This is a genomic window from Massilia sp. YIM B02769 (genome assembly GCF_030411995.1).
Taxonomy (GTDB): domain Bacteria; phylum Pseudomonadota; class Gammaproteobacteria; order Burkholderiales; family Burkholderiaceae_D; genus Telluria.
In genome coordinates, this window is record NZ_JASNRC010000005.1 from 162936 (window position 1) to 188153 (window position 25218).

A 25218-nucleotide genomic window follows, 5' to 3' on the forward strand; every position below is an offset into this window, starting at 1 on the left:
TATCCGTGTGGACCGCGTGCTCGACGGTCAACTCCCTGCAAGAAAACACGATCCGGGCCGTTGGAGTTTGCGAACGGGAAGCAAGCCGCACCGCATATTGCTTCAAGCCGCGCTGTTCGGCCCCTGGCCTGTTCTTCCATGAACGCTCAAGGAGGCGACGTGGCGTCATCCGATTCGTGCCTGCGCAGCCAGGCTCGTGCCGTGTCGTTGTCCGGTTCGAGCGCGATTATCGTGCGGTAGGTTTGCGCGGCGGCTTGTACCTCTCCGGTCTTGACCTGCATCTCGGCGAGGTCCAGCTTCGCCCACAGGCTGGGGTAGAGATGGTCGCCGAGGCGGAAGATTTCGCGCGCCTGGGCAAAGCGCCCGCGCTGTTTCAGGGCGGTGGCCCAGCCGATGAAGTCGTTGCGCTCGACCTTGAAGCTGGCGCCCTGCGCCTGCAACTGCGTGTACACCGGAATCGCATGCTCGAAGCCTTGCGCCCTCAGCCGCGCGACGAAGCTCTCCCAGCCTGGCGCAGGGTCCTGCGTCTTGCGGCGGATGTCGACCGTCACCAGGTTGCCGGCCGCGCCGTTCGCAGCCGGCGTGTTATCGATGAAGGCGCGGCCGGCAGCGTCCCCCTTCAGCTGGGCGTCGAGGAAGCGCAGCGTATAGCGTGCGGCCCAGCCATAGGCGGTCGCCACCTCGTCGCGCGTATGGCTCACGAAGTCGCTGTCCGCCGCAAAGCGCCCGTTCAGCGACGAAAAATCGACATGGCGCATCGGCTCCAGGGTGACCAGCACCACGTCGGCGTAGCGCATCCCGTCGATGAAGGACGGAGCCGGGTCCTTGCTGGGCGCTTCGTCGGGTTCCGGGCGCGCGCCCACATACAGCAGCGGCACGGCCACGCGCGCCGGCGAGACGTTCCTGACCGCGTCCTTGCCGCCGTCGACGAGTTCGGGGAAGTAGCGCACCGAGCCTTCCAGGCTGACGAGCGCCTTGATGCGCGGGTCCCTGGCCGCGGCCACCATATTCGCCAGCCCGCCCCAGCTGAAGCCGGCCACCGCCAGCCTGCCGGTATCGGCGTGCGCGAGGGTGTCCGCAAAGCCGATCAGCCAGGAGATGTCGCGCGCTTGCGGTTCCAGGCCTTCGGCGGTCAGCGTGGTTTCGCGCCGGTGCTCGCCCAGCGAGGGACTGGCCAGCACGACGTAGCCGTGGCTGGCCAGGTATTCGCACAAGTCGGCGTTCTCGATGGCGCTCGCCGAAAAGCCCGGGGCATAGACCACGACCGGAAACCTGCCCTGCTTCGCACGGGCATCGCGTACCGCCAGCATCGGGCGCGCCAGGTCGCGCAGCAGTGCCGCACGGCGCGCACCGCCGCCCTCCTCGATCAGGCGGTCGGCGAAGCGCCTGCGCTCGGCGGCACTGCGCGTGAAGTCGTCCTCGCCCATGCTGGTGTCGAGATAGTCGCGGAAGCTCAGGCGCTTCCCGCCCTGTGCGGCCGGATACCAGACGAGCACCTGGATCGGACGCGCCCTTTCGCCCTGGGCCGGCTCGCCGGTGTAGAGGTCGATTGCCGTCTTGTAGAGACGCGAGCGGTCGTACTGCTGGACCACTTTCACGCCCACGGCATGCGGCCCGGGCGGGTTCGAGAAGGTGAAGCTATCGGCCGCGCGGGCGGCCATGGCGCTGCACAGGAACAGGAGCATGAGCATGAGCGTGAACAGGCGCGGCATCGCAAGGGCTTTCTTTCGTGTGAGGTTTGGCGGGATGGCTGGCAACGACGGGTATGGCGGAGCCGATGGTAGAGCATCTAGACAAGTTTGTCTATGAATGGATGCGAGGCATGCGCATGGCATGGCCGCTGCGGTCGTCGGTCAACCGTGCCCTCCCCTGCGATGGTGCGGTGTAGCATAAGTCAGGGAGGCGACCGGCAAACCGCGCCCCACCGACTAACCGAACGAGAAAGGACCAATGGTGAACCAGCGCTATCGACCGATCACGCGCCTGGGCCTGGGTGGCACCGGGCTGGGCGACATGTACCACACCACCAGCGACGAGGCGGCATCGGCCACCGTCGACGCCGCGTGGGAAGCGGGCATCCGCTATTTCGACACCGCGCCGCACTACGGCGCCGGCCTGTCCGAGCACCGCTTCGGCCAGGCCCTGCGCCGCCGTCCGCGCGACGCGTACACGCTGTCGACCAAGGTCGGGCGCCTGCTGGTGCCGCACGCGGGCGGCGAGATCGCGGCGCCCTTCGTCGGCTCGCTGCCCTTCAAGCGCGTGCTCGACTACACGGCCGACGGCGTGCGCCGCGCCGTCGAAGACAGCCTGCAACGCCTGGCGCTCGGCCACGTCGACATCGTCTACGTGCACGACCTCTCGCCCGACGCCCTGCCCCAGGCCGAATTCGAACACCATTTCGGCATCGCGGCCGGCAGGAACGGCGCCTTCGAGGGCCTGGTCAAGCTGCGCGAGGAAGGCCTGATCAAGGGCTGGGGCATGGGCGTGAACACCATCGAGCCCTGCATGCGCGCGCTGCGGCAGTCCGACCCCGACATCTTCCTGCTGGCCGGCCGCTACACGCTGATGGAAACCACGCCGCTGCAGGAGTTCTTCCCGCTGTGCGCGCAGCGCGGCGCCAGCGTGGTGCTCGGCGGGCCCTTCAATTCCGGCTTCCTGGCCGGCGGCGAGCATTACGACTACCAGCCGGCCAAGCCCGAGCAGCATGCGCAGCGCGAGCGCCTGCGCAAGGTGGCCGCCGAACACGGCGTCGACTTGCCGGCGGCGGCGCTGCAGTTCGGGCTGGCGCATCCGGTGGTGGCGGCGACGATTCCTGGCGCCAGCAGCCCGCAGCACCTGAAGCGCAATGCCGCGCTGATGGATATCCAGATCCCGGCCGCCTTCTGGGAAGCGCTGCAGGCCGAGGGCCTGCTGCCGCAGGACGCACCCATCCCACCGCGCAAGCCGGTGGTGTAAGCTGTAGCATACGCAAGACAGGCCGCCGCCCTGCCCCGCAGGCGCGGCGGCCGACGTCATGCATCTGCGCCCGCGTATGCGGGGCATGCCGACTGCGCGGCACAGCGCAGCGGCACACCATAGACAACAACAAGGATATGGAGACAACATGCAAGCCCAGCCAAGCTACGTCCATGGCGCGCACGACGTGCCCCTGATCGGCCAGACCATCGGCGACTTCCTTACCGACATCGCAGCCCGCCACGGCGACAACGACGCGCTCGTCGTCCCGCACCAGGGCGTGCGCTGGACCTACCGCGACTTCGACGAACGCGTGACACGCCTCGCGGCCGGCCTGCTGGCCCTGGGCCTGCAGCCGGGCGACCGCGTCGGCATCTGGTCGCAGAACTGCGCCGAATGGGTATTGGTGCAGTTCGCCACCGCGCGCGCCGGCCTGATCATGGTGAACATCAACCCGGCCTACCGGCGCTCGGAACTGGAGTATGTGCTGGGCAAGGTGCAGTGTGCGGCCCTGATTTTGTCGCCCGTCTTCAAGACCAGCGACTACATCGGCATGGTGCAGGACGTGGTGCCGGAAATCCGCGACGCGGCGCCGTCGCAGCTGCGCTCCGGGAAGCTGCCGCAACTGCGCCATGTGATCCGCCTGGGCAGCGAGCAGACGCCGGGCATGCTGAACTTCGACGATTTGTTGGCGCAGCCGAGCGCCGGGCAACTGGAGAGCCTGGCGACGCTGGGCGCGGCGCTGCAATTCGACGACCCGGTGAACATCCAGTTCACCTCGGGCACCACGGGTTCGCCGAAAGGCGCAACGCTCACGCACCACAATATCCTGAACAACGGCTTCTTCATCGGCGAGGCGATGAAGCTCACGCACATCGACCGCCTCTGCATCCCGGTGCCGCTGTACCACTGCTTCGGCATGGTGCTGGGGAACCTGGCCTGCGTGACGCATGGCGCGACCATGGTCTTCCCCGGTGAAGGTTTCGAGCCGAAGTCGGTGCTCGAGACGGTGCAGGCCGAGCGCTGCAGCGGGCTGCATGGCGTGCCGACCATGTTCATCGCCCTGCTCGACCATCCGGACTTCGGCCAATACGATCTGTCGACCCTGCGTACCGGGATCATGGCCGGCTCGCCCTGCCCGGCCGAGGTGATGAGCCGCGTGATCGAGCGCATGCACCTGTCCGAGATCACGATTGCCTACGGCATGACGGAAACCTCGCCGGTCAGCTTCCAGAGTTCGACCGATGATCCGGTGCCGCTGCGGGTGGCCACCATCGGCCGCGTGCACCCGCACCTGGAAGTCAAGATCGTCGACGCCGACGGGCGCATCGTGCCGCGCGGCGTGAAGGGAGAACTGCTCACGCGCGGCTATTCGGTGATGCTGGGCTACTGGGGCGACGAGGAAAAGACCCGGGAGACCATCGATGCGGCGCGCTGGATGCATACCGGCGACCTGGCCGTGATCGACGAGAACGGTTTCGCCACCATCGTCGGCCGCGCCAAGGACATGGTGATCCGCGGCGGCGAGAACATCTATCCGCGCGAGATCGAGGAATTCCTGTACAAGCATCCGAAGGTACTGGACGTGCAGTGCGTCGGCGTGCCGGATGCGAAGTTCGGCGAGGAGCTGTGCGCCTGCATCATCCTGCGGCCCGGGATGGAAGCGGAGGCCGACGAGATCCGCGACTTCTGCAAGGGGCAGATCGCCCACTACAAGATTCCGCGCCATATTCGCTTCGTGACGCAATTTCCGATGACGGTGACCGGCAAGATCCAGAAGTACCTGCTGCGCGAGCAGGCGGCGACCGATCTCGGGCTGGCGGGTTGAGGCGAACATGGAAACGGCGCGCTGGTACTACGATCTGATTTCGCCTTTCGCCTACCTGCATTTTCATTCGCTGTCGCCGCTGCGCGAACGCATGCGGATCGAGCCGGTGCCGGTGCTGCTCGCGGGGATGCTGAAGCACTGGGGCACCAAGGGGCCGGCCGAGACGGCGCCCAAGCGGCTGCACACTTACCAGTATTGCGTATGGCAGGCCGGCGTGCAGGGCCTTCCCTTCCGCATGCCGCCGCGCCATCCCTTCAATCCGCTCGCGGCGCAGCGGCTGATGGTGGCGCTTGATGCGCCGGAGGACGCGATCGGCAAGGCCTTCGGTTTCATCTTCGGCGAGGGGCGCGATCCGGAGGTCGAATTCGATGCGCTGGCCGAGAGGCTCGGCGTGCGCGAGCCGGCCGGGCTGATCGGCCGGCCGGAAGTGAAGCAACAGCTGATCGCGAATACGCAGGAAGCGATCGACGCGGGCGTGTTCGGCGTGCCGAGCCTGCTGCTGCGCGGGCAGGTCTTCTGGGGCAATGACACGGTCGCGTGGGCGACGCGCTTCCTCGATGAGCCAGGTTTGTTCGCGCGCCCCGAATACACGGCAGTGCGCGCAACCGGCGTGGGTGTTGTCAGGGCTTGAATCGCATGGTTGCCGACTACGCCCTGCCTGGAACGATCCAGACGCCGATGTGTTCGGCCAGGGCCAGCAAGGCGCCGTAGCACGCCGCGTCGGCGGCAACGCCGAGCGGCGTCGAAACAGGCGTCAGTACGCCAGCGGGGATGCGGTCGCCGAACAGGACGACGGCCTTGGCGCTGTCGTCCTGGCGCGAGGTCCAGCATAAACCCTGGATATCCGGCTCCTGCGCGTGGATCGCCTCGGCCCATCGGCGGGTCATCGGGTACTGGTCTTTTTCGGTATCGATCAGCTGGTCGCGGCGTACACCGAGTTTCCTGAGTGCCTTGCTGCTGAAATCAGCGAGAAAGAGGTCGTGGGCGGCTTGCAGCTGGCTACACGTTTGACCAGTCAACTTCGCCTTGTCGTAAGTCTTGACGCCGGCGACATATGGCACATCGTGGAATACCGTTTCCATGGCGGCGCATTCGAACGAGTCGCCGGCATACAAGGTGGGGATGAGCGCGCCGGCGGCGTCCTTGATGGGACTGAAGCGCGCATTGCCGCGGATGCCGGGATTGAATACCTCGCCCGGATAATCCTCAAGATGGATGCGATGGAGCACATTCCCGCTGCGCCAGCGGACCCTGGACACATGCGGCATGGGCGGCGGCGCGATGGCTTTGCCGGCATCAGCCATGCGCCACGCCTTCCAGCTCGTCCGCGGCGGCATCGGCAACCCGTTGCGGCGCACTGCGCAGCAGGTCTTGCGGCCTCTGCCCGCCGAGGAAGCTGTTTGGCGACAGGAACCAGTAAGCCAGTCCCCATCCATCCTTGCTGTGTTCGAAGATCTGGATGATGTTGGCCAGGGTCTTCAATGGCCGGTAGCCTGCGGCAGGGTCGAGCCCGTAACCTGGAAAATAGTCGACGCCATTGTGCGAAATCGTGAAGATGGCTTTCTCGCGTTTCCACTTGCTCGGCTGGGCGCTCGGATTGGAAGAACTGAAGCCGGCTGCGTTGGCGATCTGGCTCGCCGTCATCCAGTCGCCGCTGGCCAGCACCGCGGCCCGCGCACGGGCTTGCATCTCGGCCTCTTTCAGCACGTTCGGCAGCGGCATCACCTTCGGCATCAAGGCCTCGACCACCGCCTTGATCGCCTGCTGCTGCTGGGACTCGATCAGCGACGGCACCAGCTGGGCGATGTTTTGGAGTGTTTGCGCGATCGCACCCGCCGACGCCCCACTCCCCCGGGGCAAGACGACGGCCACGACAGGCTCGTTCGGCACCGTCTCCAGCTTCTCTCGCACCTCGCGCCCCAGGCCAGTCAAGGTCGACCCTTCGGGAAACGCAAGCGGGTAAGCGGCTAGGACACTCATGGCAGCTCCAGATGAGATGAGTTAACGTGATTTCATGGCAACCCAAATAACCTTACATTGCTAGTAGCGGCATCGTTGCGAACCTGGTAGCAAGCGTTTCCTACGGACGAGCGCCTCGAGAATGTAGCCGGCACACGGGATCAGCCGCAGGCAGCGGCTTGGTTACAGGCCCTGCAAACTGAGTGCCCGCACCGCTCCCCGCAACTGCGCCTGCAACGTCGTCTTCGCGTCCTCGTCCAGGTCGGCAAACATCAACTGCTCCAGCTCGGCCACGTGCGCATCGCATTCGTCCAGCGCCGCCTGCCCGGACTCCGTCAAGCCGATCTGGATGATGCGCCCATGTGCCGGATCGGGCGTGCGCGCGATCCAGCCCTTCGCTTCCATCTGCTTGACCATCTCGTTGGCCGATTGCGGCGAGGTCATCGTGCGTGCCGCAAGCTGGGCGTTCGAGAGCGAACCGTGCGCGCGGAACACCGACAGCGCCGTGTACTGCGGCACCGACAGCCCGCAGGGCGCCAGGCTGTCGCGCAGACGCTGCTTCAAGATGTGGTCGAGGCGGCCCACCAGGTAGGCCAGGCTGGTCGGTTTCGAGGTCTTCGGGACGGGCGATAATTTTTTTGCAGTGTTCATAAAAAGGTACTTGTAAAGCCGATCAGGCCCGTATAGTATAAGCCACATATCAGGCAGCCTGATACAAAATTTACTACGAGGAGACATTGTATGTCCAAATACGAGGCACGCTGGCAAACCGTCAAAGTGGATGTGGAGAACGGTATCGGCTGGATCACCCTGAACCGTCCGGAGAAGCGCAATGCGATGAGCCCGACGCTGAACCGCGAGATGATCGACGTGCTCGAAACCCTCGAGCTCGACGACGATGCGCAAGTCATCGTCCTCACCGGCGCCGGCGACGCCTGGACCGCCGGCATGGACCTGAAGGAATACTTCCGCGAAACCGACGGCAAGCCGGAAATCACCCAGGAACGCATCCGCCGCGACTGCTCGCAGTGGCAGTGGAAACTGCTGCGCATGTACAGCAAGGCGACCATCGCGATGGTCAACGGCTGGTGCTTCGGCGGCGCGTTTTCTCCGCTGGTCGCCTGCGACCTGGCGATTGCCGCCGACGACGCCGTATTCGGCCTGTCGGAAGTCAACTGGGGCATCCCGCCGGGCAACCTGGTCAGCAAGGCCGTGGCCGACACCATGGGTCACCGCAACGCCCTGCACTACATCATGACCGGCGACACCTTCACCGGCAAGGAAGCGGCGAGCATGGGCCTGGTCAACAAGAGCGTGCCGAAGGAGCAGCTGCGCGAGGCCGTGATCGAACTGGCCGGCAAGCTGCTGGAAAAGAACCCGGTGGTGCTGCGCTACGCCAAGATCGGCTTCAAGCGCGCCCGCGAACTGACCTGGGAACAAGGCGAAGACTACCTGTACGCCAAGACCGACCAGTCGAATTACCGCGACCCGGAAAAAGGCCGCAAGGAAGGCCTCAAGCAGTTCCTGGACGACAAGACCATCAAGCCGGGCTTGCAGACCTATAAACGGGGCTAATAAATATAACTGCGTATTAAGAGCAAAACAATAATAATGGCGGCAGCCACTCTGAGAGCGTGTGAAAAAGCGTCAGGGCAAGGGATGCGGCCACCCGACGCATCGTCGAAGACAGTACGAGTGTACGGCGAGACGATGCAACGCAGCCATGGCGATTTTTCACACGCTCTCCGCAGCGGCCGCCTTCTATCCGATAACAGAGGAGACCTCTGATGTTCCAGACCGATCTGCTGATCAACGGCGAGTCGCGCCCCGCCTCGAATGGCGCCAGCTTCGAACGCCACAATCCCGCCACCGGCGAAATCGCCACCCGCGCCCCGGCCGCCACGCTCGACGACGTCGACGCCGCCGTCGCCGCTGCCCAAGCCGCCTTCCCTGCCTGGTCGGCCATGCAACCGGGCGCCCGCCGCGCCCTGCTCCTGAAAGCCGCCGACAAGATGGAAGCCCTGCGCGGCCAGTTCGTCGAAGCCGCGGTCGAAGAAGCCGGCGGCGCGCCGGTGTGGTACCAGTTCAACGTCACCCTGGCCGCCAACATGCTTCGCGAAGCGGCGTCGATGACCACCCAGATCGCCGGCGAAGTCATCCCGTCCGACGTGCCGGGCTCGCTCGCCATGGGCGTGCGCCAGGCCTGCGGCGTGGTGGTCGGCATCGCCCCGTGGAATGCGCCGGTGATCCTCGGCACGCGCGCGGTGGCCATGCCGCTCGCCTGCGGCAATACCGTGATCCTGAAAGCCTCGGAACTGTGCCCGGCCCTGCACCGCCTGATCGGCCAGGTGTTCGTCGACGCCGGCTTCCCGCCGGGCGTGATCAACGTCATCACGAACGCGCCGGACGACGCGCCGGCCATCGTCGAGCGCCTGATCGCCGCACCGGCCGTGCGCCGCGTGAACTTCACCGGTTCGACCAAGGTCGGCCGCATCATTGCGCAGACCGCCGCAAAATACCTGAAGCCGGTGCTGCTGGAACTGGGCGGCAAGAACCCGGTCGTGGTGCTGGACGACGCCGACCTCGACGCCGCCGTCGAAGCCGCCGCCTTCTCCGCCTTCTTCAACCAGGGCCAGATCTGCATGTCGGCCGACCGCATCCTGGTCGATAGCAAAGTGGCCGATGCCTTCGTCGAGAAGCTGGCAGTGAAGACCGCCACCCTGAAGGCGGCCCGCTCCGACGCGCCGCTGGCCGGCATGGTCGACCCGGCGGCGGCCCTGCGCGTGGACGCCATGCTGCAGGACGCGCGCGCGCGCGGCGCCAAGGTCACGCAATCCGGCGAAGGCGTCGAGGGCAACATCATGCAGCCGGCCATCGTCGACAAGGTCACGCCGGAGATGCTGGTCTACCAGGAAGAATCCTTCGGCCCGATCGTCTCGGTGCTGCGCTTCGACAGCGACGAGGAAGCGATCCGCCTCGCCAACGACAGCGAATACGGCCTGTCCTCGGCCGTGTTCAGCCGCGACATCGGCCGCGCCATGGCGGTGGCCCAGCGCATCGAATCGGGCATCTGCCACATCAACGGCCCGACCGTGCACGACGAGGCGCAGATGCCCTTCGGCGGCGTGAAGGGCAGCGGCTACGGGCGCTTCGGCGGCAAGGCGGCGATTGCCGAGTTCACCGACCTGCGCTGGATCACGGTCCAGACCACCCCGCGTCACTTCCCGATCTGAGCGGAGGCCGCCATGACCCAATCGACGATTGAGGAAGGCGGCAGCGGTAGCGTAAAAAGGCGTCAAGTCGAACTCGGGCACCCCGAGGTCGCAGCGTACCAGGTGGATGGCGCCTGGCACGTGGACGCCGTCACGCCGCTGCAACCCGTGCCCGCGCGCTTCACCGACCGCCTGGTCGAGGGCGCCCGGAATCACCCCGAGCGCACCCTGGTGGCGCGCCGCGGACTGGACGGCGAATGGATCCGCCTGTCGTATGCCCAGGTGCTGGAGAGCGCCCGCAGCATCGGCCAGGCCCTGCTCGACCGCGATTTATCCAGCGAGCGCCCGCTGGTGATCCTGTCCGGGAACGACCTCGAACACTTCCAGTTGGCCCTGGGCGCGATGTACGCCGGCGTGCCCTATTCTCCGCTGTCGCCGGCCTACTCGCTGGTGGCCACCGACCCGGCCAAGCTGCGCGACCTGATCGAGCAGCTGACGCCCGGCGCCATCTACGCCTCCGACGGCGCAGCGTATGCGCGCGCCATCGACGCCGTGCTGCCGGACGGCGTGGAACTGATCCTGGCCCACGGCGACGTGCCCGGACGCCCTGCGACGCGCTTCGCTGCCATGCTCGCCACCGAGCCGACGACGGTCGACGCCCGCAACGCCGACGTCGGTCCGCAGACGATCGCCAAGTTCCTGTTCACCTCCGGCTCGACCAAGAAGCCGAAGGCCGTGATCACCACACACGGCATGTTGTGCAGTAACCAGCAGATGCTGCTGCAGACCTTCCCCTTCCTGGGCATGGACCCGCCGGTGCTGCTCGACTGGCTGCCCTGGAACCATACCTTCGGCGGCAGCCACAACGTCGGCATCGTACTGTATAACGGCGGCACGCTGTACATCGACGACGGCCGCGCCACCCGCCGCGAGTTCGAAGGCACGCTGCGCAACCTGCGTGAGATCGCGCCGACCGTCTACTTCAACATCCCGGCCGGCTGGGAGATGCTGGCCGAGGCGCTGGAAGCCGACGACGCCCTCGCCGCCAACTTCTTCTCGCGCGTGAAACTGTTCTTCTGCGCCGGCGCCGGCCTGTCTCAGGCCTGCTGGGACCATCTCGACCGCGTAGCCCTGCAGCGCGCCGGCGAAACCATCCGCATCATGACCGGCCTCGGGATGACCGAGACCTCGCCGTCCTGCACCTTCGGCACCGGCCCCATCGTCAAGGCGGGGTATGTCGGCGTGCCGGCGCCGGGTTGCAAGGTCAAGCTGGTGCCGGTCGGCGACAAGCTGGAAGCGCGCTTCCACGGCCCCCATGTCACGCCCGGCTACTGGCGCGCGCCGCACCTCACGGCCGAGGCCTTCGACGACGACGGCTATTACTGCACCGGCGACGCCCTGCGTTTCTTCGACCCCGCCCAGCCGGCGCTCGGCTTCATGTTCGACGGCCGCATCGCCGAGGACTTCAAGCTCAGCTCCGGCACCTTTGTCAGCGTCGGCCCGCTGCGGGCGCGCGTCATCAGCCAGGGCGCGCCGTATGTGCAGGACGCGGTGGTCACGGGCATCAACCGCAGCGCCATCGGCCTGATGGTGTTCCCGCGCATGGACCACTGCTGCGAACTGGCCGGGCTGCCTGCCGGTTCGCCGGCAGAAGACATCCTCGCGCACGCAACGGTACGCGCCCACTTCAAGACCCTGCTGGACAGGCTGAACGTCGGCGCCAGCGGTTCCTCGATGCGCATTGACCGCCTGCTCCTGCTGGCCGAGCCGCCGTCGATCGACCACCGCGAGCTGACCGACAAGGGATCGATCAACCAGGCGGCGGTGCTGAACCGGCGCGCGGCACTGGTCGAGGCGCTGTACGACGGTACGGATTCGAGCACGATAGTTGCGGCATAAAGACAGGCATGCATCACGACAGAAGTACATAACTACGACAAACTGGAGACGACATGAAACTGAACACCCTGGCTTGCATCGGTTTGGCATTCTCTTTCGCGGGCGGCAACGCCTACGCCCAGGACGACACCATCAAGATCGGCGTCATCGCCGCCCTGACCGGACCGTTCGTCAACATCGGCAAGCCGTTCGAGGACGGCATCAAGACCTACATGAAGCAGCACGGCGACACGGTGGCCGGCAAGAAGGTGCAGATCATCTACCGCGACGACGGCGGCAGCAACGTCGAGCTGTCCAAGCGCGCCGCGCAGGAGCTGATCGGGCGCGAGAAGGTCAACTTCCTGATCGGCTTTTCGCTGACCCCGAGCGCGCTGGCCGTGGCGCCGGTGGCCACCCAGGGCAAGACCCCGATGATCGTCATGAACGCCGTCACCACCGGCATCACGGCCAAGTCGCCCTACATGCTGCGCACCTCGATGACGATGCAGCAGATGACCGAACCCTTCGGCACCTGGACCGCGAAGAACAAGATCAGCAACGTGTACTCGCTGGTCACCGACTACAGCACCGGCCACGACGCCGAGGCCAAGTTCGCCAAGGGCCTGCAGGAAGGCGGCGGCAAGATCGTCGGCTCCTCGCGCGTGCCGCTGGCCAACCCGGACTATTCGCCCTTCGTGCAGCGCGTGAAGGACCAGAAGCCGGACGCCCTGTTCTTCTTCGCCCCTGGCGCGGAAGACGGCGCCGGCCTGCTGAAAGCCTTCAGCGACAAGGGCCTGGACAAGGCCGGCATCAAGTTCCTGGGCGTGGGCGACATGACCAGCGATTCGCCGACCCTGGAAGCGCTGGGCGAGCGCGCGCTGGGCGCCGTCACGGTGCTGAACTATTCCACGGCGCTCGACAACGAGGCGAACAAGACCTTCCTCAAGGCCTATGCCGAGGCGAACCCGAACCGTCCGGCGCCTACTTTTGTTACCGTCGCCGCCTATGACACCATGGGCATGATCTACGAGACCGTGCGCAAGCTGAACGGCAAGGTCACCGGCGACGCCGCCGTCAAGACCCTGAGCGGCATGAAGTGGAACAGCCCGCGCGGCCCGATCAGCATCGATCCGAAAACGCGCGACATCGTACAGAACATGTACATCCGCGAAGTCAAGAAAGTCAACGGCAAGCTGGTGAACCAGCCGATCGGCGTCCTCAAGGACGTGATGCCCGACTAATCAGCCTTCTCCCCGCAGTGCAGGTCCGCCGCAGCCCCGTCAAAGGGCTGCGCGGACCGGTTCGTCCCGACGTTTTGCAAATCCAACCGGTTTCACGACAGGAGACAACACGCATGAAGATCCAGCACATCACCGGCCTCGCCGCCCTCGCCCTGCTCGGCCTCGCCGGCTGCAGCGACAACGACCACGACGAACCCGACACCCCGGCGCCGCCACCGGTGGCCCAGTTGCCGCAACTCAGTCCCGCCGTCGGCGCCACGCTCGGCGCCTGCACCGAACTCGCCACCCGCGTCAACATCGCGGACACCACCATCACCGCCGCCAACGAGATCGCGGCCGGCACCCTCACCGTCGCCGGTAAACCCGTTGCAGCGCACTGCCAGGTGCTGGGCCAGATGTTCCGGCGGGTCAGCCCGGTCGACGGCAAGAGCTACGCGATCGGTTTCGAAATGCGCCTGCCGCGCGACTGGAACGGCCGCTTCTTCTACCAGGCCAATGGCGGCGTGGACGGCAGCGTCGTTACCGCCACCGGCCCGGTGGGCGGCGGCGGCCCGCTCGATAACGCGCTCAATCAAGGCTTTGCCGTGATCAGTTCCGACGCCGGCCACGGTGCCCCGACGCCCTTCTTCGGCATCGACCCGCAGGCGCGGCTCGACTACGGCTACCAGGCTGTCGGCAAGCTGACGCCGATGGCGAAGACCCTGATCCAGACTGCCTACGGCAAGGCGCCCGACCGCTCCTACATCGGCGGCTGCTCGAACGGCGGGCGCCACACCATGGTCGCGGCGGCGCGCTATGCCGAGCAGTACGACGGCTACCTGGCCGGCAATCCCGGCTACCGCCTTCCGCTGGCGGCGCTGGCGAACATCGCCGGCGCCAAGAGCTACGCGTCGCTGGCCTCGACGCCGGGCGACCTGACCACCGGTTTCACCCAGGCCGAACGCAGCCTGGTGTCGAACGCGGTGCTGGGCAAGTGCGATGCGCTCGACGGCGCGGCCGATGGCCTGGTCCAGGACACCGGCGCCTGCCAGGCCGCCTTCAACCTGGAGCGCGACGTGCCCACCTGCAGCGGCACGCGCGACGGCACTTGCCTTTCCGCCGCCCAGAAGACCGGCATCGCGGCGCTCTTCACGGGGGCGAAGACCGAGAGCGGCGCCACGATCTATACCAGCTTCCCCTACGATGCCGGCTTCGGCACGAACGGTTGGGCCAGCTGGAAGTTCGGCGCCCCGATCGACCGCGATTCGGGCGCCGCCGCCTTCATCTGGGCGGTGCCGCCGGAAGACCCGGCCACGTTCAATGGGCGCGATTTCGTGCTGAACGTGAACCTGGCGAGCCTGCTGGGACGGGTGAATGCGACCAACGCCACCTATACCGAATCCGGCACCTCCTTCATGACGCCGCCCGACGGCGCCAACCTGGCGCGGCTGAAGAACCGTGGGGCGAAGATGCTGGTCTACCACGGCACCAGCGACCCGATCTTCTCCAGCGACGACACCACGGGCTGGTACGAGGCGCTGCGCGCGGCCAACAGCGGCGACGCATCGAACTTCGCGCGCTTCTTCCGGGTGCCGGGCATGAACCACTGCTCGGGCGGCCCGGCGACGGACCAGTTCGACATGCTGACGCCGCTGGTGAACTGGGTCGAAAAGGGCCAGGCGCCGGACAGCGTGCTGGCAAGCGCGCGCGGCGCCGGGAATGCGGGCGGGGTGAATGCCGACTTGCCGGCGGCGTGGTCGGCTGCGCGCTCGCGGCCACTGTGCCCGTATCCGAAAGTGGCGCGCTACAAGGGCAGTGGCAGCGTGGAGGATGCGGCCAGCTTCAGTTGCCAGTGATGCCGTTGTAGGGTGGACTCCCGAGTCCACGCTGTCTGACCGGCCGAAAGCCACGGTGATACCGCGGTCGTCCCGGTAAGCGCCTCGGATTTTCCGGCGGCCGGACAGTGTGGACACAGGTGTCCACCCTACACAAGCGCAGGCGCGGTGTACCTTGGATAACGCTTCAGCGCCTCAGGAAATCCGTCGCCTGCGCCGCCGGCAGCGGCCTGCTGAACAAGTAGCCCTGGAACAGATCGCAGTTCGCCGCCGCCAGCGCATCGTGCTGCTCGCGCGTCTCCACGCCCTCGGCCACCACGTGCATGTCGAGCTTGTGCGCGAGCGCCATGATGCCGGCGCACAGGTCGGCGTCCTTGGCGTCGACCGCGATGTTGCGCACGAACGAGCGATCCAGCTTCAGGGTATTCACCGGCAGCTGGCGCAGGTAGGCCATCGAGGAAAACCCGGTCCCGAAATCGTCGATCGACAGCGCGATGCCGCCTTCGCGCAAGCGGTTCAGGATGGCGATCGCCCGCTCGGGGTCGGACATCATCATCGACTCGGTCAATTCTATCTCCAGGCAGCCGTCGGCCACGCCATGTGCGCGCATGCGCTCGAACACGAAGTCCGGCAGCGCGGCGCTGGCGAGCTGGCTGGTCGACAGGTTGACCGCCACCGGCACGTCGCCCATGCCCTGCTCGCGCCAGCTTGCCACCTGGCGGCAGGCTTCGTCGATCACCCAGCGGCCCAGGCCCAGCAGCAGGCCGAGCTGCTCGGCCAGGGGGATGAATTTATCGGGCGACACCAGGCCGACGCCCGGCCGGTTCCAGCGGATCAGCGCCTCGAAGCCGGCGACGGTGCCGTCGCGCCGCATCTTCGGCTGGTAGTGCAGCGTGAATTCGCGCGAACCCATGCGGCGCGCAGGTCGCGCTCGAGGGCCACCCGCTCGGCCACCGTGGAGCCGAGCTGGCGCGAGTAAAAGCGGTACTGGTCGCGCCCGTTGTCCTTGGCCGAATACATGGCCGCCTCGGCGCGGCTCAGCAAGGCGTCGGCGCTGCTGCCGTCTTCGCCCGAGAGGGCGATCCCGGCGCTGAAGGTCAGGTGCAGCGGCGGCTCCTGCACCGCGTAGGGTTGCGACAGGAAGGCGCGGATCTGCTCGACCTGGCAAGCCACCTCCTCCACCGTGTCGGCCTGCGGCAGGGTAAAGCCGAACTCGTCGCCGGACAGCCGCGCCAGGCTGCCGATGCTCACGCCGCACTGCTGCAAGCGCGTGCCCACCGCCTGGATCAGCCCGTCGCCGACGGCCTGGCCGAAGTTGTTGTTGATGTACTTGAACTGGTCGAGATCGACCATCACCACCGCCAGGCGGGTGTTCCCGAGCCTGGCCATCAATAGCTGCTCGTCGAGCGCCGACTCGAACATGACGCGGTTGGCCAGGCCGGTGAGGGAATCGGTGATGCGGTCGTGCTCGATGCGCTTGCGCAGGCCGCGCAGCTCGGTGATCTCGGTCGAAAAGCCGATCAGGCAAGTCGGCTGGCCGGGCAACTGCAAGGGCATCTTGCGCGACCAGAAATGGTGTTTGCGCCCATCCACGCCGAACACGCTTTCCTCGATGCCGCTGCGCGCGCCGCCGGCCATCACCGCGCGGTCGTTCTCGATTACCTGGCGCGCCTGCTCGGGCGGCAGGATCTCGTTGTCGGTGCGGCCCAGCATGTCTTCCAGCTTCAGGCCGAGCAGCTTCAGCACCTGGCCGTTGGCGTACAGGTAGCGGCCCTCGATGTCCTTCATGTAGATCGAGATCTCGACGTTCGAGAGGATGGTGTCGAGCAGGGTATTGCGCTCGATGAGCTTCTCGACGGCGCGCTGCTGCTCGGTGACGTCGGTCGAGATACCGCACAGGCCGGTCACGCGGCGCGCCGCATCGAACAGCGGCAGCTTGACGGTGCGAAACACACGGTGCGCGCCGTCCGGCATGCAGAGTTCCTCGTCGCGTTCCAGCCTGGCGCCGCTGGCGAAGACTTCGCGGTCGCTGACGAGCAGCATGTCGCAGGCCTCGACGTCGACGAAATCGGCGTCGGTGCGGCCGACGATGTCGGCGGGGTCGGCATCGAAGGCGACGCCGAGCGCGCGGTTGGCAAACCGGTAGCGCCCGTCGAGGTCCTTGACGTAGAAGCACGCATCGAGGTTATCGATCAGCGTCCACAGGCTATCGAGCTGTTCCGGAGCGGCCGATGCCGCCCGCGCCGTCTTGCGCATGCCACCTCCCTTGCCACCGGCGCAAACAAGCCGCGCCAGCGGCGAGTGTACCCCCGTTCGACTGCCACCGGAGCACCGCAGGCCGGCAAGATGAAAAAAAGCCTTTGCCTGCCTGCATCAGAAAAACGAACAACATTTCCTGGGAAATTTTGCGGCTTTCAACGCCCTATACGCCGGCTTATTTGCGGGCTTACTTGCGGGATTATTTCGTAACGGCCAGCACCGTACGCCGTCCACCCTTGAAGGTGTACAGCGTGATCGTGCCGTCGCGGATATCGCCGCGCGCATCGAAGGCGATCGGACCGGTCACGCCCTTGGTCTCGATCTTCGCCAGCACCGGCAGGTATTTCGCCGGCGCGCTGGAACCGGCTTTCACCATGGCCTCGGCCATCGTCATCACCGCGTCATAGGCGTAGGGCGCGTTGATCTGCACGTCGATGCCGAAGCGCTTCCTGTAGTCGGCGCGGAACTTGCCGGCCGCATCGACACCGCCGGCCTCGGCACAGAACACCTGCCCATCGGCCATGGCGCCGCCCGCCAGCTTGTGGATCTCGTCCGAGCAGATGCCGTCGCCGCCCATCATCTTGACGTTCATGCCGAGCTGCTTCATCTGGCGCAGCATCGGGCCGGCCACGGCGCTCATGCCGCCGAAGAACACCAGGTCGGGTTTAGCGGCACGGATCTTGGTCAGGATCGCATTGAAGTCGCTGGCCTTGTCGTGCGTGAACTCGCGCGCGACAATGGCGGCGCCCTGGTCGCGCAGGCCCTTGCTGAATTCGGTGACGAGTCCCTGGCCGTAGGCGGTGCGGTCGTCGATCACGGCCACGCGGCGCGCGCCCATCTTCTGCACCGCGTAATGGCCCAGCGCCTGGCCCAGCTGCACGTCGTTGGCGACCACGCGGAAGGCGGTGTTGAAGCCCTGCTTGGTGTAGACCGGGCTGGTGCTCGACGGCGAAATCTGCGGGATGCCGGCCTGGTGGTAGATCTTCGAAGCCGGAATCGTGGTGCCCGAGGTCTCGTGCCCGACCACGCCGTTCACGCGGCCGTCGACCAGCTTCTGGGCCACGCTGGTGGCCTGCTTCGGATCGCCGCCGTCGTCCTCGGCCACCAGCTCGAAGCGCACCTTCTTGCCGCCGATGACGACACCGCGCGCATTCAGGGCCTCGATCGCCATGCGGGCGCCGTTTTCGGTGTCCTTGCCGAAGTAGGAGACGGGGCCGGTGACGGCGGCCGAGTGGCCGATCTTGACCACTTCCTGGGCAGTGGCGAGTCCGGCGACGGACAGGATGGCGGCGGCGATGGCGTACTTCTTCATTGTTTCCTTATCGATGAGTCTTGTGATGGGCGTGGCGGGCCGAGACGACAGCCGCGACCAGGCAGGCGTGGGCGAGCAGCCACACGTAGAAGCCTGGACGAATGATCTCGCCGCTTTGCAACACGAAAGGCGAAACTATAGCAAGGATCAAGCCGCACAGTGTGGCGGGCGGCAGCCAGCGCGGCAGGCTGCCCTTCCCTCTCCTGCGGTACAGGCAGACCCCGGTCACAATGAAGTTCAGGTTTGACAGGGCCGCGAGGAACGGCAGCAGATACAGCGGCTTGAGGCTGGCGATCCCGGTCAATGCGTCGTCCAGCGTTCCGGCGCCGGCAGCGAACGAAAGCAGCATGGCGGCCCAACCCGGAATCAGTACCGGCTGCCTTCCGTAATTGGCTCGCATGGCGGGCATGAACAACGACGCGACAAGCAGCACGACGGCGAGCATCAACAACACCTTATGCGCCCGGGAAGCGTCGATCTTCATCTCTAAGTTACCCCGGGAAGCGCACTGCACATATAGGTGGCGACGGACGGGTAGCTGGCCAGCGCCAGCCGGGCGGCATGGCCGGCGCAGGCTCGCTCCACAAACCCCAGCCCTTCCCAGAACGTCTTCGAATCCTGGACCGATACGAGCGCGCACTGCGCCAAGTTGGCGCCGGCCGCCAGGGACCGCAACCTGGCAACCAGCTGCCTGGCAATGCCCAGCCCGGCGGCCGCGGGTGCGACCGACAGGTCATGGATGTAGAGGGTGTCGCCGGCTTGCTTGACCTCGAACGGCGCGTCCAGCGGTGTCACCGCGCCGGCGTCGCTGCGGTAGGCAAACACATAGGCGCACACGGCGCCGCCTTGCAGGGCAACCAGGGTGGTGTCGCTCGCCGCCCGCAGGCGCGACAGGACCACCGCGCGCGGCTCCTGCATCGCCGGCGGATAGCAGGCTGACTGGACCCGCAGGACAGCGTCGAGGTCGTCCTCGCGAATGGCTCGGATCAGGATGGGCGCGTGCGTGGTCATGCTGGATGGGATAGTCAAAGACGCCATCCTAGCGGCTAGCCGGGCATTTGCCCAGCCGTGGCGCAGTTGACACGCAGAATTGCTACTGGGATTTTGTTTCCGCACGGTTTGACGCTGCCGAGCAGCGGCCGCGCCGCTTCCGGCATACTGGGGTTTCGTTTGCCCGCCCTGGACGAAAGTTGACCATGACGACCACGCCGGAACCACAGCGCACACCGCCCACGACCGCACAGCAGGTCGAGGAGCTGCCGTTTTGCACGCTGCTCTACCGCTTCATCTTCTTCGACTGGCTGTTCAAGGACGTCGGCGGCGCCCGCACGGCCATCGAGCGCCACGCCGCTTTCCAGCACAACCGCCGCATGAGCAAGTACCTGCCGGTCTACCTGCGGCGCTGGTCCTTCTTGACCGCCTTCGACTTCGCGCTCGGTTTCCTGCTCGAGCGCGCGCTGCAGGCGACGCTGCTGTCGGCCTGGTTCTTCACCTGGAGCTGCGTAACGGCCACGGGCATGGTCGTGATCGCCGTGGCCTGGATTTTCCTGAGCCAGCCACCTCAGTCCTGAACCATTCAGTCCTGTGCGCGCCGCCGGCGCCGGGCACTCGCGAGCGCCGCAGCACCGCCAAGCATCAGGAAGGCCGCGGTCGGCTCTGGAATCTCGCTCGGCGCAACACGTTGCAACGAAGTGATGTCTGCATCGAATGCGAAGTAGCTGCCGGTTTCCAGATCGTCGAACCATCCGTTGAAAGTGAAGTAATGCGCCAGGTCGAACGTCTCTGGGAAATGCGTATCGTCCAGCGCATCGCCACCCCAGTCGTAGTAATTCAACAAGGCGTAGCTGGTTATCTTGTCCTCCTCGCGAATCGTGTGGAATTGGACCTCGTCCCATGAGTACCCTGCGTCGCTATCGCGTACGAGATCAGTCTTGCGTGCATTCAACGACGGCATCGAGGCCCAGTCAAAGCCATTAACCTGATAGGAGACGAAATTCGTCCCGGGAATTTCATACCGTATCACCCGCGTGTAAAACGGCACATACGGCGGCTGCACGCTCGCAGGTTTGGCCGCTGTGTCGTAGCTGAATCTGCCGCTAATCACCGAGCCTTGCTGAATCGGCAGGAGAGATAGACGGCCACCTTGCGCCGATTCAGGCTCATACAGGCTTGTATCAGACACAGTTGCAGTGAAATCGTAGGTAATGACTGCCGCGTTCGCAACTCCAGCGAGCACACTGCCCAAAAGGAAAATGCCGATTTGTTGTACAAGGCCCATATTCAATTCCATAAACAGGTTAGCTAAATTGAAATTATAAAAATATTATTTATAGAATGCAATTACAACGCTCCAGGACAATCCACGCACCTACTAACCGGCCCACGGCTTTGGTCGTCACGCAACAGTTCAGCAGCTTTGCTGCTTGACACCAAACTATATTCGGCCTACAGTCGTATCAATGTCTACCCAATTGCATCTGCTAACTGTCCTATCGCACGCTGCGCTATCGCCGGCGTCGCACCTACTACGCGCCTGATCTGCCGCGTCCGAGTCCGGCCACCCTCGCCGGAACCTTCAAAGTAGTCATAGGAAAGTTGTACGATGCCAGTCTTCCCGAATCTCCAGTCTGTATTTCCTTGCCAGGACGCGTTCCTGCCGGCCGGCGCACGCGCCGCGCTAAACCTACCGATCGGTTGCCGGGCCTAGCGTCTCGTGGCCCGTCCGGCAGCCTTCGCCACTCCCCGCCGCCTCGCATACCGATGATGCGGCACCGTTTTTACCGCACAAGCAGGAGTACCGATCATGTTGACCAACCCATCCGCCAAATACCGCCCGTTCGCCGCCGTTCCCCTCGACAACCGCCAGTGGCCCGGCAACACCATCACCCGCCCGCCAATCTGGATGAGCACCGACCTGCGCGACGGTAACCAGGCCCTGATCGAGCCGATGAGCGTGGACAAGAAACTGCGCTTCTTCCAGACCCTGGTACAGATCGGCCTGAAGGAAATCGAAGTCGGCTTCCCGTCTGCCTCGCAGACCGACTTCGATTTCGTGCGCATGCTGGTCGAAGACGGCCACATTCCCGACGACGTCACCATCATCGTTCTGACCCAGGCGCGCGACGAGCTGATTCGCCGCACCGTGGATTCGGCGGTCGGCGCCAAGCGCGCCATCGTCCACATCTACAACTCGGTGGCGCCGGTTTTCCGCCGCGTGGTGTTCGGCATGGAGCGCGAGGAGATCGTGCAGATCGCCGTCAACGGCACGCGCCTGATCAAGGAATTGGTCAGCCAGCACCCGCAAACGCAATGGGGCCTGGAGTATTCGCCGGAATCCTTCTCCACCACCGAACTCGATTTTTCGAAGCAGATCACCGATGCGGTGAGCGCCGTGTGGCAGCCGACGCCGGATAACAAGATGATCGTCAACCTGCCGTCCACCGTGGAAGCGAGCACGCCGAACGTGTATGCCGACCAGATCGAATGGATGTGCCGCAACCTGAACAACCGCGAGTCGCTGGTCATCAGCGTTCACCCGCACAACGACCGAGGCACCGCCGTGGCGGCCGCCGAACTGGCCGTGATGGCCGGCGCCGACCGCGTCGAGGGCTGTCTGTTCGGGAATGGCGAGCGCACCGGCAACGTCGACCTCGTCACCCTCGCCATGAACCTGTACACGCAAGGCGTACACCCGGGCCTGGACTTCTCCGACATCGACGCCGTGCGCCAGCTGGTCGAGGAATGCAACCAGTTGCCGGTGCACCCGCGCCATCCGTATGCCGGCGACCTGGTGTTCACCGCCTTCTCCGGCTCGCACCAGGACGCGATCAAGAAGGGCTTCGCCCAGCAAAAGCCGGACGCCATCTGGGAAGTGCCCTACCTGCCGATCGACCCGGCGGACCTCGGCCGCAGCTACGACGCGGTGATCCGCGTGAACAGCCAGTCGGGCAAGGGCGGCATGGCCTACCTGCTCGAACAGGAATACGGCCTGCAGCTGCCGCGCCGCTTGCAGATCGAATTCTCGCGCGTGGTCCAGCAGCTGGCCGACAGCAGCGGCCGCGAGATCGCGGCGGGCGACATCCACGCCCTGTTCGGGCGCGAGTACCTGGAGCAGGAAGCGCCCTACCGCTATATCTCGCACCGCATGAGCGAAGACAGCACGGGCGAACAGCCGGTGCAGATCGAAGTCACGGCGATGCAGGACCGCGTACAGGCGGTGCGCCGCGGCGCCGGCAACGGTCCGATCGACGCCTTCGTGAACGCGCTCGGCCTGGATATCCGTCTGATGGACTACCACGAGCACTCGATCGGCTCCGGCGCGAACGCGCGTGCGGCCTGCTATGTCGAGCTGCGCGTGGGGAACGGCCCGACCCTGTTCGGCGCCGGCATCGACAGCAACATCGTCACCGCCTCGTTCCGCGCCGTGCTGTCGGCAGTGAACCGCCACATGGCCGCGCAGGGCGAAGCGCGCACGCCGATCGCAGCCTGACACGGGGCCCACGACGGGCAGCCGCCGCTTCCGGCAACGGCGCTGCCCGCCGGGCTTCCGGTATCGATATAATTGGGCTCAGCCGTGCACGTGGCGCGGCGCGTTCATCTACCGGAAAGCCCATGAAGAAAGCCCTGTACCTGCCTTTGTTCCTGCTCGCGTCGAACGCAGCCCTCGCGGACGACGCCGCTGTCCTGAAATGCCGTACCCTGCCCGATACCGCCCAGCGCCTGGCCTGCTATGACGCCATGCCGGTCGGCGCCGCAGCGCAGGCTTCCGTTCCTGCCGCCATCCCCGCCGCCCCCGCAGCCCCGTCGGCAGCCGTCCCTGCCGCGGCGCCGGCAACCGCCGCGGCCCGCACGGCCGAGCAGAACTTTGGCATGGAAAAGGCCAAGAAGAAGGACGAGGCGGACGTCATGGAAAGCACAGTCGTCGGCACGTTCAGCGGCTGGGAAGGCAATACCACGATCAAGCTCGCCAATGGCCAGGTCTGGCGCGTTGTCGACGGCAGCAGCGCCGTCTTGCCGCAGCAGACCAATCCCGCCGTGCGCATCAAGCGCGGCGTGTTCGGCGTGCTGTACCTCCAGGTCGTCGGCCAGAACCCCATGGCGCGCGTGCGCCGCATCCAGTAAGCCCTGCGCGAGCCGGCCCTGTGCCGGCGCCACCAATGGAACCCATGACCAAAAGCGAAGCCCGGCGCGAGGCCATCCTGCGCACAGCCACCGAGGTGTTCCACGAGGCCGGCTTCGACCGCGCCTCGATGTCCGACATCTGCAACCGCGTCGGCTATTCTAAGGCGACGGTGTACGCCTATTTCAAGTCCAAGGAAGAACTGCTGGTGGCGATTGCCCTCGACGCCGCCGAAGCCGAGTTCGAGGCCGTGCGCGCGGCGCTCGGCGAGGCGCCCGCCGGGCTCCAGGCCGCGCTCGAACACGTCGCGCAGCGCTACCTGGCCCACGCCTGCGCGCCTGCCACGCTGGCGGCGCGCCGGCTGATGCTGGCCGAAGCCGGACGCGCCGGGCTGGGGCAGCAATGCTACGATCTGGGTCCGGCGCGGGTGATCGCCGTCCTCGCCGCCTTGCTGCACGCGGCGATGGACGACGGCCGGCTGCGCGACGCCGGCAGCGAACTGGCGGCGCGCCACCTGAAGGGCCTGTTCGATGCCGAATGGAGCGAGCGCCTGCTGTTCCAGGCAGCCGGCGCGCCGGGCGCGGACCAGCTCGCGGCGGCAGCGGCGCGCGCCGTGGCGGTCTTCCTGGCGGCCTATGGCGCCGCCACGTCAGTTTCCTGAACCTGTCCCGATAATGAAGAACCTCAGTCTGCTCCTGCTGCTTGGCCTGCACTTCGGTGCGCACGCCGCGGACCTGAACAACGGCCAGCGCCTGTTCGGCGCGCGCTGCTCCTCCTGCCACGCCGTCGGCCCCTCGGCCAGCAACGGCTTCGGCCCGCAACTGAACGGCCTGTTCGGCCGGCGCGCCGGCAGCACGCCCGGCTACGCCTTTTCGCCCGCCATGAAGCGTTCGAACATCGTCTGGTCCGACAAGACCCTGGCGGCCTTCCTCGACGACCCGGGCGAGCTGGTTCCCGGCACCAAGATGCGCTTCTGGGGCATGAGCAATGCGAAGCAGGTCGGCGACCTGCTGGCCTACCTGCGCAGCCAGCAGCCGGCGCCGCAGCGCTGATGCGGCCGCCCGTGCGCGACGGCGCCTTGCCCATGCAGATCAGCCTTGCCGAGGCCGCCGATGCGCCGCGCCTGTTCGAGGTCTGGGAAGCTTCGGTACGCGCCACCCACCACTTCCTGCCGGAGCACGCGATCGCCAAGCTGGCGCCGATCGTGCGCGAGCTGTTGCACACCTTCACCCCGATCCACTGCATCCGCGACGCATCGGGCCTGCCCTACGCGTTCATGGGAACGAGCGGCAGCATGCTCGAGATGCTGTTCGTCGATCCGGCGCGGCGCGGCAACGGCGCGGGACGCGTGCTCGTCGTCCATGCGATCGAACGGCTCGGCGTCACCGAGGTCGACGTCAACGAGGACAATGCCCAGGCGCTCGGCTTCTATGAACACCTGGGCTTTCGCCGCCACGCACGCTCGCCCGTCGATGCCTTTGGCGATCCCTATCCCATCCTGCACCTGAAACGCTAGGCGGCGGCTGGCCGGAAGCCGGGCAGCAATGGCCGCGTGACGCGACATCCGGGTGACATGTCAATACAATTTCACCAAGATTTCGCCGCGCCGCTCTGCCATACTTTCCAGCTCCGTTCCGGATC

General features: G+C 66.1%; 24 protein-coding genes. 14 read left to right on the forward strand and 10 right to left on the reverse strand.

Going from position 1 to position 25218, the window contains the following annotated elements; translation table 11 throughout:
• Positions 1 to 146: 146 nt before the first annotated feature.
• Positions 147 to 1712: a CocE/NonD family hydrolase gene (locus QPK31_RS09795; RefSeq protein WP_290422746.1), complete on the reverse strand. Its 1566-nt coding sequence runs from the start codon at positions 1710 to 1712 to the stop codon at positions 147 to 149.
• A gap of 238 nt (positions 1713 to 1950) precedes the next feature.
• Here QPK31_RS09795 and QPK31_RS09800 point away from each other — a divergent pair, with 238 nt between their 5' ends.
• The 3 genes from QPK31_RS09800 (at position 1951) to QPK31_RS09810 (ending at position 5414) form a co-directional block, all read left to right on the forward strand.
• Positions 1951 to 2955, forward strand: a complete 1005-nt coding sequence (locus QPK31_RS09800; protein ID WP_290422747.1) for an aldo/keto reductase — start codon at positions 1951 to 1953, stop codon at positions 2953 to 2955.
• A 148-nt stretch (positions 2956 to 3103) separates the two neighbouring features.
• Complete coding sequence (locus QPK31_RS09805) at positions 3104 to 4783, forward strand: AMP-binding protein (protein WP_290422748.1); 1680 nt, start codon at positions 3104 to 3106, stop codon at positions 4781 to 4783.
• A gap of 7 nt (positions 4784 to 4790) precedes the next feature.
• A complete protein-coding gene (locus QPK31_RS09810) occupies positions 4791 to 5414 on the forward strand; it encodes a 2-hydroxychromene-2-carboxylate isomerase (RefSeq protein ID WP_290422749.1) in 624 nt (207 codons plus the stop codon).
• A 16-nt stretch (positions 5415 to 5430) separates the two neighbouring features.
• On the opposite strand, the gene QPK31_RS09815 is transcribed toward QPK31_RS09810, so the two are convergent.
• The 3 genes from QPK31_RS09815 to QPK31_RS09825 form a co-directional block, all read right to left on the reverse strand.
• Positions 5431 to 6087, reverse strand: coding sequence for an RES family NAD+ phosphorylase (locus QPK31_RS09815; RefSeq protein ID WP_290422750.1), 657 nt, complete (start codon positions 6085 to 6087; stop codon positions 5431 to 5433).
• A complete protein-coding gene (locus tag QPK31_RS09820; RefSeq protein WP_290422751.1) occupies positions 6080 to 6763 on the reverse strand; it encodes a hypothetical protein in 684 nt (227 codons plus the stop codon). The genes QPK31_RS09815 and QPK31_RS09820 overlap by 8 nt, the downstream gene beginning before the upstream one ends.
• Positions 6764 to 6925: 162 nt before the next feature.
• On the reverse strand, positions 6926 to 7393 hold the full coding sequence (locus tag QPK31_RS09825; RefSeq protein WP_290422752.1) for a MarR family winged helix-turn-helix transcriptional regulator: 468 nt from the start codon (positions 7391 to 7393) through the stop codon (positions 6926 to 6928).
• A 90-nt stretch (positions 7394 to 7483) separates the two neighbouring features.
• On the opposite strand from QPK31_RS09825, the gene QPK31_RS09830 reads away from it, so the two are divergent.
• From QPK31_RS09830 to QPK31_RS09850, 5 genes are all read left to right on the forward strand, one after another.
• Positions 7484 to 8317 (forward strand): p-hydroxycinnamoyl CoA hydratase/lyase, encoded by an 834-nt coding sequence (locus QPK31_RS09830; protein WP_290422753.1) that lies wholly within the window; start codon positions 7484 to 7486, stop codon positions 8315 to 8317.
• Positions 8318 to 8529: 212 nt separating this feature from the next.
• Entirely contained in the window at positions 8530 to 9975 is a 1446-nt protein-coding gene (locus QPK31_RS09835; RefSeq protein WP_290422754.1) for an aldehyde dehydrogenase, read from the forward strand.
• A gap of 12 nt (positions 9976 to 9987) precedes the next feature.
• Positions 9988 to 11853, forward strand: a complete 1866-nt coding sequence (locus tag QPK31_RS09840; RefSeq protein ID WP_290422755.1) for a feruloyl-CoA synthase — start codon at positions 9988 to 9990, stop codon at positions 11851 to 11853.
• Positions 11854 to 11906: 53 nt separating this feature from the next.
• The gene (locus tag QPK31_RS09845) at positions 11907 to 13073 is read left to right on the forward strand and encodes an ABC transporter substrate-binding protein (protein ID WP_290422756.1); all 1167 of its coding nucleotides are present in this window, start codon (positions 11907 to 11909) and stop codon (positions 13071 to 13073) included.
• 113 nt (positions 13074 to 13186) lie between these two features.
• Complete coding sequence (locus tag QPK31_RS09850; RefSeq protein WP_290422757.1) at positions 13187 to 14908, forward strand: tannase/feruloyl esterase family alpha/beta hydrolase; 1722 nt, start codon at positions 13187 to 13189, stop codon at positions 14906 to 14908.
• 166 nt (positions 14909 to 15074) lie between these two features.
• Here the strand turns inward: QPK31_RS09850 and QPK31_RS09855 are convergent, their stop codons facing one another.
• The 5 genes from QPK31_RS09855 to QPK31_RS09875 all read right to left on the reverse strand — a co-directional run bounded on the left by QPK31_RS09855 (position 15075) and on the right by QPK31_RS09875 (position 19469).
• Entirely contained in the window at positions 15075 to 15800 is a 726-nt protein-coding gene (locus tag QPK31_RS09855) for a bifunctional diguanylate cyclase/phosphodiesterase (RefSeq protein WP_290422758.1), read from the reverse strand.
• A complete protein-coding gene (locus tag QPK31_RS09860) occupies positions 15722 to 17143 on the reverse strand; it encodes a diguanylate cyclase domain-containing protein (RefSeq protein ID WP_290422759.1) in 1422 nt (473 codons plus the stop codon). The genes QPK31_RS09855 and QPK31_RS09860 overlap by 79 nt, the downstream gene beginning before the upstream one ends.
• A gap of 202 nt (positions 17144 to 17345) precedes the next feature.
• Complete coding sequence (locus QPK31_RS09865) at positions 17346 to 18458, reverse strand: branched-chain amino acid ABC transporter substrate-binding protein (RefSeq protein WP_290422760.1); 1113 nt, start codon at positions 18456 to 18458, stop codon at positions 17346 to 17348.
• Positions 18459 to 18465: 7 nt separating this feature from the next.
• Positions 18466 to 18942 carry a hypothetical protein gene (locus tag QPK31_RS09870; protein WP_290422761.1) on the reverse strand — a complete coding sequence of 159 codons (477 nt, stop codon included), beginning with the start codon at positions 18940 to 18942 and terminating at the stop codon, positions 18466 to 18468.
• Positions 18943 to 18944: 2 nt separating this feature from the next.
• Complete coding sequence (locus tag QPK31_RS09875) at positions 18945 to 19469, reverse strand: GNAT family N-acetyltransferase (RefSeq protein WP_290422762.1); 525 nt, start codon at positions 19467 to 19469, stop codon at positions 18945 to 18947.
• A 185-nt stretch (positions 19470 to 19654) separates the two neighbouring features.
• Here QPK31_RS09875 and QPK31_RS09880 point away from each other — a divergent pair, with 185 nt between their 5' ends.
• Positions 19655 to 20029 (forward strand): hypothetical protein, encoded by a 375-nt coding sequence (locus tag QPK31_RS09880; RefSeq protein WP_290422763.1) that lies wholly within the window; start codon positions 19655 to 19657, stop codon positions 20027 to 20029.
• A 5-nt stretch (positions 20030 to 20034) separates the two neighbouring features.
• On the opposite strand, the gene QPK31_RS09885 is transcribed toward QPK31_RS09880, so the two are convergent.
• Complete coding sequence (locus QPK31_RS09885) at positions 20035 to 20748, reverse strand: PEP-CTERM sorting domain-containing protein (protein WP_290422764.1); 714 nt, start codon at positions 20746 to 20748, stop codon at positions 20035 to 20037.
• 510 nt (positions 20749 to 21258) lie between these two features.
• Between QPK31_RS09885 and leuA the strand changes: the two genes are divergently transcribed.
• From leuA to QPK31_RS09910, 5 genes are all read left to right on the forward strand, one after another.
• Complete coding sequence (gene leuA / locus QPK31_RS09890; protein WP_290422925.1) at positions 21259 to 22947, forward strand: 2-isopropylmalate synthase; 1689 nt, start codon at positions 21259 to 21261, stop codon at positions 22945 to 22947.
• A 122-nt stretch (positions 22948 to 23069) separates the two neighbouring features.
• Positions 23070 to 23579, forward strand: coding sequence for a hypothetical protein (locus QPK31_RS09895; RefSeq protein WP_290422765.1), 510 nt, complete (start codon positions 23070 to 23072; stop codon positions 23577 to 23579).
• A 44-nt stretch (positions 23580 to 23623) separates the two neighbouring features.
• Positions 23624 to 24238 (forward strand): TetR/AcrR family transcriptional regulator, encoded by a 615-nt coding sequence (locus QPK31_RS09900; RefSeq protein WP_290422766.1) that lies wholly within the window; start codon positions 23624 to 23626, stop codon positions 24236 to 24238.
• A gap of 13 nt (positions 24239 to 24251) precedes the next feature.
• Positions 24252 to 24629, forward strand: a complete 378-nt coding sequence (locus tag QPK31_RS09905) for a cytochrome c family protein (RefSeq protein WP_290422767.1) — start codon at positions 24252 to 24254, stop codon at positions 24627 to 24629.
• 32 nt (positions 24630 to 24661) lie between these two features.
• Complete coding sequence (locus QPK31_RS09910; protein ID WP_290422768.1) at positions 24662 to 25093, forward strand: GNAT family N-acetyltransferase; 432 nt, start codon at positions 24662 to 24664, stop codon at positions 25091 to 25093.
• Positions 25094 to 25218 lie beyond the last annotated feature (125 nt).